We start from the raw sequence: 13,922 nt of genomic DNA, 5'->3' as shown, positions 1-13,922 counted from the left end.
GAAGCTCCTCACGATACCATCCGCGCGACTTTCACGAGGAGCTCAGCCCCTCCCGTGACCGACCGCGGGCTGCGCCCGTCCACGCCACGCCACGCCACGCCACGCCGCGCCTCGCACCCAGTCGAAGCAATGAGCCATCCCTCCCTGCACCTCACCGCTCGTGACTTCGACGCGTACGCCGCCGAAAAGGCGACCTCGAAGGCCTACTCGCGCCCCCGCCTCGAGGTGAAGCAGCGCGCGCTCGCCTGGGCGCGCGGCGTCGTCGCCCGGCTGAGCGAGCTCGGCATCTCGGTCGACGTCCATGGCTCGGACGAGCACCCGTCGATCCGCAACAAGCACCGGGCCGACTGCCAGTGGGTCTTCTTCTGGCGCGATCAGGCCGCGCGCGACGAGCTCGATCGCCTGCTCGATCGCGGCCGCTCGATCTCCGATGCGATCGACGATCCGAGCCCCTACACGCGGCACGCGTTCCTCGCGCTGCGCATCTCGGAGGGCGAGGTGCAGGTGTGCTTCGCCGTCCACCCGGACGCGAAGGTCGACGTCGACAACCTCCGGGCCCGCCTCTCGACGACCGAGGAGGCGACCGGCGAGCCGGCCTCGCCGCTCGCGGCCGAGCTCACGAGCGCGCTCCACGCGCTCCCGGAGCAGTTCTCCTTCGGCGCCGGCGGCGGCGATCGCGTGGCCTGCAGCGCGGCCACGCGCGACGCGATCACGGAGATGCTCCGCCGCGCCGCCGACGGTCAGGTGCCGCTCTGGATCGGCTGGTCGGTCCCGCGCGAGACCGCGATCGAGCACGCCGACATCCTCGACGAGCAGCTCGAGGACGCGCTCGTCGCGCTGGCCCCCATCTACCGGCTCGTCGCGTGGTCGCGCGAGAACGATCGCATCGCGCTCGACCACAAGCTCGAGGGCATCGAGCAGGAGCGGGCGCGCGCCCACGCCGAGCTCGAGGCCGAGAACGAGCGGTGGCGCTCCGAGCAGGCCCGGGCGCGCGAGCGATCGATGGAGCAGGCCCGGGCCCGCGGCGACGAGCGCGTCGAGGCCGCCCTCCCCGCCCGCCGGCCGACCCTGGCGACGCTGTTCAAATCGACGAGCGGCGCCGGTCGCGGAGGAGAGCCGCGGCCCGCGTCGAGGCACGGCGCAGAGGGCGGCGCCCCGGCCCGGCGAGCGCCGCACGGCGAGGCGGAGCCGCAGGCGAAGGCCGAAGCTCCGCAGAGGCCGCCGGCCGAGCCCGCGCCGCGGGCGCAGCGCGCCCCGTCCGGCGAGCCGGACGCCGCGGCGAAGCCCGCGCCGGAGCCCGCCAAGGGCGGCGCGCTCGAGAAGGGGAGCCGCGTCCGCGTGCGCCGAGGGCCGTTCGGCGACAAGATCGGCGTGGTGAGCGAGCTCGACGGCCGCGGAGGCGCGCGCGTCCTCCTCGGCCTGCTCGCGACCAGGCTCGAGCTCGACGATCTCGAGCTCGTGGTCGACGGGCGGGATCGACCCGCGCTCTCGACATCGCACCGCAAGCCGCTCGCGCCGACGCCGCGCAAGGCGCGCTGAGCGTCGCCGCGCGGCACTCCCCCTCAATGGTCAAGCGCGATCCTTCAACCTACCCCGTGGGCCTCGGCGCCCAGTTCCGCAGCAAGCTCCCGCTCTACCTGACCGGCTCGGCGCTGCTCGCGACGCAGCAGCTGCTCATGGCCAAGCGCGACTTCCTCGTCAAGGACGCCGTCGACGCCGCCGTGCAGCTCCAGTCGGGCGAGGCCTCGCGGGCGGCGCTCATCATGCTCGCGGTGAGCGTGGGCGCCGCGGTCATGCGCGTGTTCTCGCGGGTCACCATCTTCACGGCGGGCCGCAACGTCGAGTACGAGCTCCGGGCGATCCTGCTCGCGCGCCTGCACAAGCTCGGGCCGGCCTTCTTCCGCAAGATGCCGACCGGCGACATCATGAGCCGGGCGACGAACGACCTGACGCAGGTCCGCCTCCTCCTCGGCTTCGGCCTGCTGAACGTCGTCGGCTCGCTCTTCGCGTTCGCGAGCGCCCTGTACGTGATGCTCAACATCTCGAAGCGGCTCACGCTCGCGGCGCTCCTGACGATGCCGGCGCTGATGCTCGTCACCCGGTCGTTCTCGACCAAGCTCTTCATCCGCACCCGCGACAACCAGGAGGCGATCGGCGCCATGAGCGACCGCGTCCTCGCGAGCCTCGCGGGCGTCCGGGTCGTCCGTTCGTTCGCGCTCGAGGCGTCCGAGATGGCCGCGTTCTCGAGCACGAACCAGGCGTACCTCGAGAGGAGCCTCTCGCTCGCCAAGCTGCGCGGCTCCATGGGGCCGCTCATGGGGGCCATCAGCTCGGTCGGCGTGCTCATCGTCTTCTGGTACGGCGGGCGGCTCGTGCTGGAGCAGCAGATGACGAGGGGGGACTTCGTCTCCTTCTGGCTCGCGCTGCTGCGGCTCACGTGGCCGGTGCTCGCCCTCGGCTTCGTCGCCGCGATCGTCCAGCGCGGCCGCGCCGGCTACGTGCGGCTCAAGGCCATCTTCGACGCCATCCCCGAGGTCGTGAGCGGCCCGACGCCCGCCCCCGAGGTCGTCCGCGGCGCCATCTCCGTCAAGGAGCTGAGCTTCTCCCACGGCGCGAGGAAGGTGGTCGACGGGGTGAGCTTCGACGTCGAGGCGGGCGGCTCGCTCGCGATCGTGGGGCGCACGGGCTCGGGCAAGAGCACCATCGCCACGCTGCTCGCCCGGCTCATGCCCACGCCGCGCGGCACGGTGTTCCTGGACGGCGTCGACATCTGCGATCTGCCCCTGGAGACCGTGCGCGCGAGCATCGGCTACGCGCAGCAGGACGCGTTCCTCTTCTCGACCACGGTGGCGCGCAACATCGGCTACTCGCTGGACGATCCGGACTCGCCCGCCGCGCTCGAGACCATCCGCGCCGCCGCCGCCGAGGCCGAGGTGCTGAACGAGGTCCTCTCGCTGCCGGACGGCTTCGACACGGTGGTCGGCGAGCGGGGCGTGCAGCTGTCCGGCGGGCAGCGCCAGCGCGTCGCGCTCGCGCGCGCGCTCGTGCGCGAGCCGAGCGTCCTCGTCCTCGACGATCCGCTCTCCGCCGTCGACGCGAAGACCGAGCAGGCGATCCTCGCGGCGATCGAGCGACAGGCCGCGCGGCGGACCGTCATCCTGATCACGCACCGGGTGGCGGCCGCGCGGCGGTGCGACGCGATCATCGTGCTGGAGCAGGGCCAGGTCATCGAGCGCGGCACGCACGACGAGCTCGTCCGCGCTGGCGGGCTGTACGCGTCGTTCGCCGAGGAGCAGCAACTCGAAGAGGATCTCGCGACCCTCGAGGCGACGCCGTCCTCGCGGCCGGTGGAGCTCTCGTGACGCAGCCAGGCTCAGGAGAAAGCGCGACGATGCAGGCGAAACCGAGCGGCGCCACGGCCGCTGGAGAGGCGGGCGCGGGCCCGCGGCGGCCGGCGCCGTCCTCGGCGAGCAGGGGCCGCGCGGCGAAGAAGGCGAGCCGCACCGAGGACGTGCTGAGCCGCTTCCACGAGGAGGCGCAGCTCGGCGAGGCGTACGACGCGCGCATGCTGCTGCGGCTGTGGCCGTTCGTGCGCCCGCAGGGCAAGCACCTCGCGCTCTCGCTCTCGCTGCTCATCGTCACCGCCCTCTTGGCGCTGCTCCGCCCGCTCATCATGCGCGACGCGCTCGACGCCTTCGACGCGCCCGGCGGGCTCGATCGCCTCACGCGCAACGGCTTCTTGCTCACGGGCGTCATGCTCGCGGAGCAGTCGCTCGCGTTCCCGCAGCTCTACCTGATGCAGCTCGCCGGCGCGCGCGCCATGGCCGACCTGCGCGCGCGCGTCTTCGGGTTCTTGCACACCCGGCGCCTCGGGTTCTTCGATCGCACGCCGGTCGGCCGGCTCGTCACGCGGGTGACGAACGACGTGGACGCCATCGGCGAGATGTTCGCGTCGGGCGCGCTCAACGCGTTCGGCGACCTGCTCCGCCTCGCCGTCATCGTCGTGGTGATGGTGTCGCTCGACTGGCGCATGTCGCTGCTCGCCTTCGCGGCGGTGCCGCCCGTCGCGCTCGGCGTCAACTGGACGCGGCGCCGGATCCGCGACGCCTTCCGGGAGGTGCGGGCGAAGACGGCCCGGATGAACGCGTACCTCAACGAGCAGGTCTCCGGCATGGCCGTCGTGCAGGCCTACGCCAGGGAGGAGCGCTCGGCCGAGGAGTTCGACGAGATCAACGCCGCCTACCGCAACGCGAACAACCGCTCCATCGTGCTCGACGCGACGCTCGACGCCGCCATCGAGATGGTCTCGAGCGTCTGCATCGCCGCGGTGCTCTGGTACGCGGGCGTGAAGAGCTTCAAGGAGGAGATCTCGTTCGGGACGCTGTTCGCCTTCGTCGCCTACATCGACATGTTCTTCGTCCCGATCCGCGATCTCTCGGCCCGGTACACGCTGCTGCAGTCCGCGATGGCCGGCGCGGAGCGCATCTTCGAGCTGCTCGACAACAAGGACGAGGACGCGACGGCCACGGCAAGCTGTACCGACGCGGCGATGGCCGCGGACGAGAGCGTCGCGTTCGAGCTCGACAACGTCGTGTTCGGCTACAAGCCGGGCGCGCCCGTGCTGCGGCAGGTCTCGATCGCCGCGAGGAGCGGCGAGAAGGTCGCGCTGGTCGGCGCGACCGGCGCCGGCAAGAGCACCGTGGCGTCGCTGCTGCTCCGCCTCTACGACGTGGAGGAGGGCACCGTGCGGGTCTTCGGCCGCGACGTCCGCGCGTACGCGCGCGACGAGCTGCGCCGCAAGTTCGCCGTCGTCCCGCAGGACGTGTTCCTGTTCCCCGGCACGGTGCTCACGAACATCGCGGCCGGCGACGCGATCCCGGATCGCGCGAAGGTGGTGAACGCGCTGAACCGCATCGGCGCGCTCGATCTCTTCGAGCGCCGCGAGGGCGGCCTCGACGCCCCGGTGCTCGAGCGCGGCAGCAATTTCAGCGCCGGCGAGCGCCAGCTGATCGCCTTCGCCCGCGCCCTCTACCGCGATCCGCCGCTCCTCATCCTGGACGAGGCCACGGCCAACGTCGACAGCGACACCGAGGCGCGCCTGCAGCGCGCGCTCGAGGGCGCCATGGAGGGGCGCACCGCGCTGATCATCGCGCACCGCCTCTCGACGATCCGCGCCGTCGATCGCATCGTCGTCTTCCACAAGGGCTGCGTCGTCGAGCAGGGCACGCACGAGGACCTGCTCGCCGCCGGCGGCGTCTACAGCAAGCTGTACCGGCTCCAGTTCGCCCGGCAGGCGGCGGCGCACGCCTAGGGATCGGCGGGCGCCGGATCGTCGTCGCCGTAGCACTTGCCGGCGGCGCTCGCCGCGCCCTCGTCGGCGCCGTCCGCGCCTCCGTCGGCGCCGGACGCGCCCTCGTCGGCGACGTCCGCGCCTCCGGCGACCACCCGCAGCCAGTACTCGGAGCAGCTGTCGTTCATCACGATCAGGTGCTGGTCGTCCGCGCACGTCACCTCGGCCTGGTTGCCCGCCGCGTGCGCCAGCGTGCCGCCGCGCCTCGTGCCGTCGCTCTCGAACGACAGGTACACCTGCCACCATCGCGGCCGCGCGCCGAGGCCGTGCTTGAGCGCGTACCGCATGCCGCCCGGAAAATAGAGGAGCTCACCGTCCGGCGCCGACGTCTCGTAGATGCCCCCCGCCGGCGTGGCCTCGGTGAACTCGACGGGCGGGTTCGCGCTCTCGGACCGGTCGCACCGGCTCGGCGCGCAGCCCGCGGCGAGGGCGGCCGCCGCCCCCACCGCGCAGGCGGCCCACCCCGCGCGCCGCGCAGCCCCCCTGCCCGCTTTCTGGCTCCGCATGGCTCAGCCGAGCCAGCGCGCGGCGTCCAGCGCGTGGTAGGTGAGGATGAAATCGGCCCCGGCGCGCCGGATCGACGTGAGCAGCTCGAGCACCGCCCGCTTCTCGTCGATCATGCCGCGCTCGGCGGCCGCCTTGATCATCGCGTACTCGCCGCTGACGTTGTAGGCGCCGAGCGGCAGCGTCGTCGCCTCGCGCACGCGCGCGATGACGTCGAGGTACGCGAGCGCGGGCTTCACCATGAGCATGTCGGCCCCCTCCTCCTCGTCGAGCGCCGCCTCGCGCAGGCCCTCGCGCGCGTTGCCGGGATCCATCTGGTAGCCCGCTCGGTCGCCGAACTTGGGCGCGCAGTCCGCCGCCTCGCGGAACGGCCCGTAGAAGCCGGACGCATACTTCACGGCGTAGGAGAGGAGCGCCGTCCCCGTCAGCGACTCGGCGTCGAGCGCGCGCCGGATGGCGGCGACGCGGCCGTCCATCATGTCGCTCGGCGCGACCACGTCGGCCCCCGCCTTGGCGTGGACCACCGCCGCCCGCGCGAGCACCTCCAGCGTCGCGTCGTTGTCGACGTCCATCGCGCCGGACGCGTCCTGCCGGAGCAGGCCGCAGTGGCCGTGGTCGGTGTACTCGTCGACGCACACGTCGGTGATCACGAGCAGCTCCGGCACCGCGTCCTTCATCGCCTTCACGGCGCGCGGGACCGGGCCGTCGGGGTCGTAGGCGCTCGAGCCCGACGCGTCCTTGGTGCGCGGCAGCCCGAACAGGATCGTCCCGCCGATGCCGTGCTCCTTGCAGAGCCGCGCCTGCGCCGCCGCGGCGCTCACGGGCAGCTGCGAGACGCCCGGCATCGTCCCGACCGGGCGCGGCGCGTCGAGCGCCTCGTTGAAGAAGAGGGGGAGGATGAAATCCCCCGGGTTCAGGGACGTCTCCCGCACCAGGGCGCGGAGGGCGGGCGTGCGGCGGAGCCGGCGCGGTCGCTTCGTGGGGAACACGGCGGCGGAGCATAGCAGCCCTTCGCCCGCGGGGACCGCTCCGGTCTCGCCGCGCGCGATCCGTGGATCGCCCGAGCGCTGGAATCGGCTAGTGTTCGCCTGAAACCGCCCGCATGAGACCGGCCCTCCACTTTCCTTCTGCCGGCCGCGCCCGCCCCGCCGCGCGCGCGGACATGGCTCAACGCTGGGCCGCTCCAGGGCGCAAGGTCTGGCGCGCCGCCGACGCCGGACGCGGCGGGGTCACCGGAGAGGGCGTCTGCTGGGACGACAGCGGCACCGTATCGTCGTCGTCCGCGTCCAGCGCCAAGGCCTCGTCCGGCTGTTCTGCAGGCGTCTCCGTGGCGGCGACCGTGACCATTGCAATGTCGGACAGCGGGCACCACACGGTCCATGCTTCATTGCGGATGAAGCTATCGAGCGGGACGACTCCGTTCTCGATGCCGCGCGCGAGCTGGTCGAGCCTGACCGGGCCGACCGATCGCTCCCCGTTGGTGACGTACCATCGGTCCGTAAAGCCGCGCTCCGAGCTCCGCAGCTCCTGGGACAGTTTCACAGATCTCATTGAATGGACTCCAGAAACCGCCGGATGTTGAATCGAGCCGGTGCGATTCTATCCCCTTAACGCACCGAGTCAACATCACTGCAGATTCGCTATGACAATCAACGTCTGCCATGAGTGAACGACAGAACGACGGGAGTTTGACGGCGCTTCCAAGGCGCGACGACCCCTCCGACGAGGGTCACGGCGCGGCGGCGCCGCGGGCCGCGGGCGGGGGGCCGGGCGCTGCCAGGCCGGGCGTCGTGTACCTGGTCGGCGCGGGCCCGGGCGACCCGGGGCTCTTCACGCTGCGCGGCGCGGAGCTCCTCGCCACGGCCGACGTCGTGCTGCACGACGAGCTGGTCCACCCGGCGCTCCTGGACGGCGTGCGGGAGGGCGCCGAGGTGCGCTCGGTCGGCAAGCGCGGGGGCGATCGGGTCGTGAAGGACGCGAAGCAGGCGGAGATCGACGCGGAGCTGGTCGCGCTCGGGCTCGCGGGCCGCAGCGTCGTCCGCCTGAAGGGCGGCGATCCGTTCCTCTTCGGGCGCGGCTCGGAGGAAGCGGAGGCGCTCGCGCGGGCCGGGGTGCCGTTCGAGGTGGTGCCGGGCGTCTGCTCTCCGCTCGGCGCGACGGCCTACGCCGGCATCTCGCTGACGCACCGGCACATCGCCTCCAGCGTGATGATCGTCAGCGGCGTCACCCGGGCGGGCAAGGGGTTCGACTGGAGCGAGCTCGCCTCGGTCCGCGGGACCATCTGCGTCCTGATGGGCATGCAGGCCCTCGACGCGGTGGTCGCGGGGCTGATGGGGCCGGGTCGTCGCGATCCTGCGACGCCGGCGGCGGCCATCCAGTGGGGCACGCGGGCCGACCAGCGCGTCGTCTCGAGCCGCCTCGACGCGCTGCCCCGCCGTGCCCGGGAGGCGGGGCTCCAGAGCCCCGCGGTCATCGTCGTCGGCGCCGTCACCGGCCTCAGGGACGCGCTGCGCTGGTTCGACCGGAAGCCGCTGTTCGGCAAGCGCGTGCTCGTGACCCGCCCGCGGCACCAGGCGCGCTCGACGTCGCGGCTCATCCGCCTCCGCGGCGGCGAGGCGGTGGAGCTCGCGACCATCGAGATCCACCCGCCGCCCGACCCTGCGCGCGTCACCGCGGCGGTCCGCGGGCTCTCCGGGTACCACGCCGTCGTGTTCACGAGCGAGAACGGGGTCTCGCGCTTCTTCGAGGAGCTGGATCGGCTCGGCCTCGACGCGCGCGCCTTCGGCTCGGCCCGCCTCGCCGCGATCGGGGTCGGGACGGCCGCCGCGCTCGCCGCGCGCGGCGTCCGCGCCGACATCGTCCCGAAGGAGTTCCGCGGCGAGGAGCTCGCGGAGGCCATCCTCGCCGATCCCGCGCTGGCCGAGCGCAGGGCGGCGCGCTCCCCGGTCCGCGTCCTGCTCGCGCGCGCGCTCGTCGCCCGCGAGGTGCTCCCCGAGCGGCTCCGCGCCGCCGGCTGCGAGGTGGACGTCGTGCCCGTCTACGAGACCCGCCCCGCCTCGAGCGATCGCCGCGAGCAGCTGCTCCGGGCGCTCTCGGCGGGCGAGATCGACGTCGTGCTGCTCACGTCGAGCAGCACCGTCGACAGCCTGTGCGATCTCCTCGGCGAGGGCGCCGCGGCGCGCCTCGAGCGCGTGCTCCTGGCGAGCATCGGCCCGATCACGACCGCGACCGCCGAGAAGCGGGGGCTCCGGGTCGGCGTGACCGCGGAGGTGAGCACCACAGCAGGTCTCCTGGACGCGCTGGATCGATATTTCGCTGCGTTGCAAGCTGCACCGACGAGCGCCGCCGACTGAGGAGCCGATCGCACGGCGTGCGGCGAGCTCCGCGCTCGACGGCGCAAAGAAAGAGCGCCGCGGCGGACCTGGGGGGGGGGAAGGTCTCCGCCGCGACGCTCGGGTCCGGAGAGAGCAGGAGGCGTGCCCGCGCCTTCCTGGAGTGAATTCGGGCACTTAGAGCGTCCGGGCAGGACCTGTCTTGCGCCCTTGCGTTACCGCATGGACATAGCTGCAAGGGATTCGCGACGTCCGCGTGCTGTCGTCAATCGACAACCGCGTTCCGCGGATGGGAGCGGGCGTACAGCCTCACATCCGGACAGCGGTGGTGAGATAAAGACCTTCGGTCGCTGTTCGGTCACTCGAAGGTCGCGCGGACGACGAGGAACTTGTTGTTGAGCTCGATGGTCGTGAGCCGCTCGAAGATGCGGGGGCTGCCTAGCTCGTTCGACAGGGAGTTGATGCGCCCGTGCTCGGTGACGAAGTAGAAGGTCTTCACGCCCTTCTTCTTCTGCTCGTTGATGTAGTCCTGAAACTTCTTTCCGCTCGAGACGAAGGCGGCCAGCTTGTTGCCGGCATAGAAGTTCTCGCCCTTCCAGTTCATCTGGTAGGCGACGAGCGGCCCTGGGATCTCCTGGCTCGCGCGCGCGTAGGCGAGCAAGGTCTCGCGCTGGCCCCAGTGGGGCGACGTCCGCACGAAGTACACGTCGAGCCCCCACGCCGTGAACGCGATCGCGAGCGAGGCGAGCGCGTAGAGGGCGAGGCGGCGGAGGCGCGCGACCACCAGCAGCAAGCACAGGAGGGCCGCCGCGGCGGTGAAGGCCCACAGGGTCGCGGAGAAGTCGAGCGACTGCGGCCAAGGGCGCTTGTAGTTGTACGTGAACAGGTGCAGCAGCCTGGCCTGGCTCGGCTGCCCCTCGCGCGCCATCGCGAGATCCCGCCCGACGAAGAAGACGAGGAGCGCGGCGCCGATCGCGACGGCGCCGAGCATCGCGCGCTCGTAGACGACCGTCGCCAGCGCGCGCGAAGGCGGCGCCGGCGCGGAGGCCGCGCCCGAGCCCAGCGCGCCCGCGCGGGCCTCCAGGCGCAGCATGTCGTCGAGCAGGATCCCCGTGAGCATCGCCGCCGGCGGGACGGCCGGCAGGATGTAGTGGTGGAACTTCGTCAGCATCAGCGAGAAGAGCGCGAAGCCGAAGAGGAACCACATCGCCAGGAACACCGAGGCGTCGCTCTTCCGGACCTCGGCCGAGCCGGGCTCGTCCGGCGCTCCGCCCTCGCGCCGCCGGAGCCACCACACGAGCGAGGCGGGCACGAGCCCCGTCCACGGGAACGTCGCGTAGCCGAGCTGCCACACGTAGTAGCGGAAGCTCACGTCGTCGCCCTCGTTCGTGTCGTGCACGTGGGTGAAGGCGCGCTTGAACATGTCGTGGAACAGGAGCCGGTCGGTGAACGGCTGGCCGTGCCGCGCGTACATGGCGACGAACCAGGGGAGCGCGACGCACGCGAGCACGAGCAGCCCGACGGGGATCTCCATCTTGAGCAGGTCGCGGTACCGGCGCGAGACGACGACGTAGCCGAGGGCGCAGAGCACCGGGAGCCCGAAGCCGGCCGGCCCCTTGGCCATCGTGGAGAGGGCGGCGAAGAACCACGCGGCGAGGAAGAGGAGCCGCTGGACGCGCCGCTCGCCCCAGCTGGCGTACAGGACGATCCCGAGCGTCTGCGCCCAGATGATCGCCTGGAGCGCCGGCTGCAGTCCGGGGAGCACGGGCAGCACCGACCGGCAGGCCTCGTTGCCGGGGAGCCCGCAGTTGCCCGGCGAGCCGGAGCTGAAGACATCGCCGTGGAGGCGCAGGCCGAAGGGCGCCGTGTGGATCTCGACGTGGCGCGACAGCAGGTAGAGCAGCTGCGGCAGCGCGCAGGCGACGATCGCCCCGAGCACGAGGTGGTAGAGCGAGAGGCCGACCTTGAGCGCCCCGAGATCGACCTCGTAGACGCGCGCCTCCTCCGCGTCGTCGGTGTGGATGCCGAGCAGGAGGAGCGCCATCGCCGCGGCCATCGTCGCGACGAAGGGCATGTCGGTCATGGTCTGGTGGGAGACCATGAACCACTGCGGCATGGTGGTGAGGACGACGCCCGCGAGCAGCCCCGCGCGGCGGCTGAAGATCCGCGAGACGGCCTTGTAGAGGAGGTAAACGGCGATGAGCGTCAGCGCGAAGATGGGCAGCCGGACCGCCCACTCGGGCCACGGCGTGCGTCCCTCGGCCACGGCCGAGAGCATCTCGCCCGACCGGTAGCGGACGCCGAAGGCCGCCATGGCGAGCGCCTGCATCCAGAAGTCGAGCACCGGCTTCGACCAGAACCAGCCGTCCTGCGCCCACCAGAGGGAGATCCAGTCGTTCCTGGCGAGGATCTCGCGCGCGACCTCGCCGTAGTGCGTCTCCCACGGGTCGGTGAGCGCGTGGCTCCCGAGCATGGGGAGGTAGAGCAGCGTGACGAGGGCGACGAGCCAGAAGCCGTGCCGCCGGAGGAGGGGGCGCGGAGCGCCGGTCTCGTCGGCGCGGCAGGGGCCGAGGCGCTCGCCGAGCCGGAACGCGCCGATCACGGCCGTGAGGAAGGCGGCAGGGACGGCGACGGCGGGCACCGCCAGCGAGAGCAGCGTGGGCGCGCCGCCCCGCGAGAGGGAGCTCGGCGAGAGGTAGCCCGCGACGCTGAGCGTGACGAGGACGAAGAACGCGGCGAGCCCGGAAGCGAGCAGGGCGAGCGGGCCGAGCAGATCCCGGATCCCGACGCGCGCGGCGACGCGCTCCGGCGGATCGTCGAACGTGCCGAGCAGGTCGAGCAGGCCGAGCGTCGCGACGGCGATCCCGAGCGCGCCGAGCGGGACGCCCCAGCGAAGCTGAGGCGCGAGCGCCATCACGACGAACGCGAGCAGGGCGCCCGCGGCGGACACGGCAGCGCCGCGCCAGCGGAGCGGGTTGCCCTGCGGCACGAGGCGCACCTCGTCGGTGTCGGGCGCGGCGTCGTCCGCGCCGGCCGCGCCGTCGCGCGCTGCCGCCTCGTCCGCGCCGGCCGCGCCGGCCGCGCCGTCGCGCGCTGCCGCCTCGTCCGCGCCGGCCACGCCGTCGCGCGCTGCCGCCCCGTCCGCGCCGGCCGCACCGTCGCGCGCTGCCGTCTCGTCCGCGCCGGCCGCGCCGTCGCGCGCTGCCGTCTCGTCCGCGCCGGCGGCGCCGTCGCGCGCTGCCGTCTCGTCCTCCGGCGTGGCGGCGCGTGGCGCCACGCCGCCCTCGGTCGTCTCCTCCGCCGCGGCCGTCCCGTCGCGGGCGTCCGCGGGCGCGCCGCTGCTCTTGTCGTGCGTGTCGTTCATGGCTGCGCCGAACGCGGAACGAGGCGCGGCCCTGACGTAGCAACTCTGCGTCGCCGGGCAAAGCAGCGGTCGCGCGCGCTCGCGCAGCGCACGCCGATCGATGGACGCATGCGCGCGCGGGCGTTCCTCGAGGTCTGCACGGGCTCAACCCGAGAGCGGCCGCTCATGAGCGGCGCGCCGCCCGGGATCGCGCGCCGCGCCGGGACGGCCGGCGCGGCGCGCGGCTACTTCGTCAGGCGCGCGATCTCTTCCTTGATGATCGTCTCGGCGAGGACCGGCACGACCTCCCAGACGACGCGCTCCACGACGTCGCGGGACAGCGCCATCACGGCCTCGACCTGCTCGGCGCTGAGCCCGAGGCCCTCGAGCTTGCTCGCCATCTGGCCGTTCACCTGCGCGGAGGCGGTGGCCGCTACCGCCGCAGGACCGGACGCCGTCTTCGGCACGCCGGACACCGGCGTCGGCGAGAAGGCCATCGTCGTCGTGACCGGCACGTTCGCCGCGCCGCCGGGCGCCGTCTTGACCGAGGCCTGGGCCGGCGCAGCGGTGGTGGTGGCGGGCGCGTTCGGCGTGTAGATGAGGGTCTTCGCGCGCTGGAGCGGGCTCGCGCCCGCGGCGGCGGGCTGCGCCGCGGCGGCCGGCTGCGCTGCGGCGGCGGGCTGCGCCGCGGCGGGAGCCCGCGCGGGCGCAGGCGTCGCAGCGGCGGGGGCCGCGGCGGCGGCCGGCTTCGCCTCGCCGCGCGACGCCAGCAGCTTCTTGACCTTGTCGATCATCTGCTGGGTGTCGAACGGCTTGTCCATGTGGTCGTCGGCTTGCGCGCTCGAGCCCTTCGCGGGATCGAACGGGTTCTGCTTGGACGACAGGATCAGGACGGGCGTCGCCGGTGAGGCCTGCTTGATCGCCTTGCACAGCTCGTAGCCGTTCTTCGGCTCGAGCGTGACGTCGGCGATCACCAGGTCGGGTTTATCGCTCTTGAGCTTCTGCAGCGCAGCGTCGGCGCTGCTCGCCGTCACGACGCGGAAATCCTGACCCGCAAAGGTGATTTCGAGCACTTTGCGCATGGTCACGCTGTCGTCTACGGCGAGAAGGGTGCTGGCCACGAACGGGTCTCCTCTCAGATGGCGAGAAAGCGATGACGGCTCTGGATATCTTCGGCTCCGGTCGCGCGATGTGTCAACATTCGCGGTGTATTTCGCCCCCGCGGGCCCCGCGGATGTGCGTTTTCCGCGCCGGTAGAGCCCGGTCCCACGCCTGTGGGCGGAGCCGAGGCGCCCCCCACGACCCCTCATGCGCCCGCGCCGCCCCGCCGCCCCGACCCCCCGCCCCCATCCCCGCCCCCACCCCCGCGACGCCGCCGATCCGATCGACGAAG

General features: G+C 72.8%; 9 protein-coding genes. 4 read left to right on the top strand and 5 right to left on the bottom strand.

Annotated elements, in window-relative coordinates; all coding sequences use genetic code 11:
• Nucleotides 1-129: 129 nt before the first annotated feature.
• The 3 genes from WME98_RS23465 to WME98_RS23455 are packed head-to-tail and all read left to right on the top strand — an operon-like array spanning nucleotide 130 to nucleotide 5,311.
• A complete protein-coding gene (locus WME98_RS23465) occupies nucleotides 130-1,539 on the top strand; it encodes a hypothetical protein (RefSeq protein WP_437953286.1) in 1,410 nt (469 codons plus the stop codon).
• A 26-nt stretch (nucleotides 1,540-1,565) separates the two neighbouring features.
• A complete protein-coding gene (locus WME98_RS23460) occupies nucleotides 1,566-3,362 on the top strand; it encodes an ABC transporter ATP-binding protein (RefSeq protein WP_437953285.1) in 1,797 nt (598 codons plus the stop codon).
• Nucleotides 3,363-3,391: 29 nt separating this feature from the next.
• The gene (locus WME98_RS23455; RefSeq protein WP_437953284.1) at nucleotides 3,392-5,311 is read left to right on the top strand and encodes an ABC transporter ATP-binding protein; all 1,920 of its coding nucleotides are present in this window, start codon (nucleotides 3,392-3,394) and stop codon (nucleotides 5,309-5,311) included.
• Here the strand turns inward: WME98_RS23455 and WME98_RS23450 are convergent.
• The 3 genes from WME98_RS23450 to WME98_RS23440 all read right to left on the bottom strand — a co-directional run bounded on the left by WME98_RS23450 (nucleotide 5,308) and on the right by WME98_RS23440 (nucleotide 7,405).
• Complete coding sequence (locus WME98_RS23450; RefSeq protein ID WP_437953283.1) at nucleotides 5,308-5,856, bottom strand: hypothetical protein; 549 nt, start codon at nucleotides 5,854-5,856, stop codon at nucleotides 5,308-5,310. The two genes, WME98_RS23455 and WME98_RS23450, sit on opposite strands and share 4 nt — an antisense overlap.
• 3 nt (nucleotides 5,857-5,859) lie before the next feature.
• Nucleotides 5,860-6,843 carry a porphobilinogen synthase gene (hemB, locus tag WME98_RS23445; protein WP_061624961.1) on the bottom strand — a complete coding sequence of 328 codons (984 nt, stop codon included), beginning with the start codon at nucleotides 6,841-6,843 and terminating at the stop codon, nucleotides 5,860-5,862.
• 178 nt (nucleotides 6,844-7,021) lie between these two features.
• Nucleotides 7,022-7,405, bottom strand: a complete 384-nt coding sequence (locus WME98_RS23440; RefSeq protein WP_437953282.1) for a DUF4339 domain-containing protein — start codon at nucleotides 7,403-7,405, stop codon at nucleotides 7,022-7,024.
• A 110-nt stretch (nucleotides 7,406-7,515) separates the two neighbouring features.
• Here WME98_RS23440 and cobA point away from each other — a divergent pair, with 110 nt between their 5' ends.
• Nucleotides 7,516-9,207 (top strand): uroporphyrinogen-III C-methyltransferase, encoded by a 1,692-nt coding sequence (gene cobA, locus WME98_RS23435; protein ID WP_437953281.1) that lies wholly within the window; start codon nucleotides 7,516-7,518, stop codon nucleotides 9,205-9,207.
• A 337-nt stretch (nucleotides 9,208-9,544) separates the two neighbouring features.
• Here the strand turns inward: cobA and WME98_RS23430 are convergent, their stop codons facing one another.
• Together WME98_RS23430 and WME98_RS23425 are read right to left on the bottom strand one after the other, a co-directional pair.
• Entirely contained in the window at nucleotides 9,545-12,550 is a 3,006-nt protein-coding gene (locus tag WME98_RS23430; RefSeq protein ID WP_437953280.1) for an ArnT family glycosyltransferase, read from the bottom strand.
• A 224-nt stretch (nucleotides 12,551-12,774) separates the two neighbouring features.
• The gene (locus tag WME98_RS23425; protein ID WP_437953279.1) at nucleotides 12,775-13,650 is read right to left on the bottom strand and encodes a response regulator transcription factor; all 876 of its coding nucleotides are present in this window, start codon (nucleotides 13,648-13,650) and stop codon (nucleotides 12,775-12,777) included.
• Nucleotides 13,651-13,922: the final 272 nt, after the last annotated feature.

Origin of the sequence: Sorangium sp. So ce296, assembly GCF_051529605.1 — a bacterium.
GTDB classification, from domain to species: domain Bacteria; phylum Myxococcota_A; class Polyangia; order Polyangiales; family Polyangiaceae; genus Sorangium; species Sorangium cellulosum_D.
This window is presented reverse-complemented; position numbering and strand designations above follow the sequence as displayed.

Excerpts from the sequence above, each read along its gene's own strand:
- WME98_RS23455 (WP_437953284.1), top strand. The coding sequence starts at position 3,392 with ATGCAGGCGAAACCGAGCGGCGCCACGGCCGCTGGAGAGGCGGGCGCG.
- cobA (WP_437953281.1), top strand. The coding sequence starts at position 7,516 with ATGAGTGAACGACAGAACGACGGGAGTTTGACGGCGCTTCCAAGGCGC.
- WME98_RS23430 (WP_437953280.1), bottom strand. The coding sequence starts at position 12,550 with ATGAACGACACGCACGACAAGAGCAGCGGCGCGCCCGCGGACGCCCGC.
- WME98_RS23465 (WP_437953286.1), top strand. The coding sequence starts at position 130 with ATGAGCCATCCCTCCCTGCACCTCACCGCTCGTGACTTCGACGCGTAC.
- WME98_RS23440 (WP_437953282.1), bottom strand. The coding sequence starts at position 7,405 with ATGAGATCTGTGAAACTGTCCCAGGAGCTGCGGAGCTCGGAGCGCGGC.
- WME98_RS23450 (WP_437953283.1), bottom strand. The coding sequence starts at position 5,856 with ATGCGGAGCCAGAAAGCGGGCAGGGGGGCTGCGCGGCGCGCGGGGTGG.
- WME98_RS23460 (WP_437953285.1), top strand. The coding sequence starts at position 1,566 with ATGGTCAAGCGCGATCCTTCAACCTACCCCGTGGGCCTCGGCGCCCAG.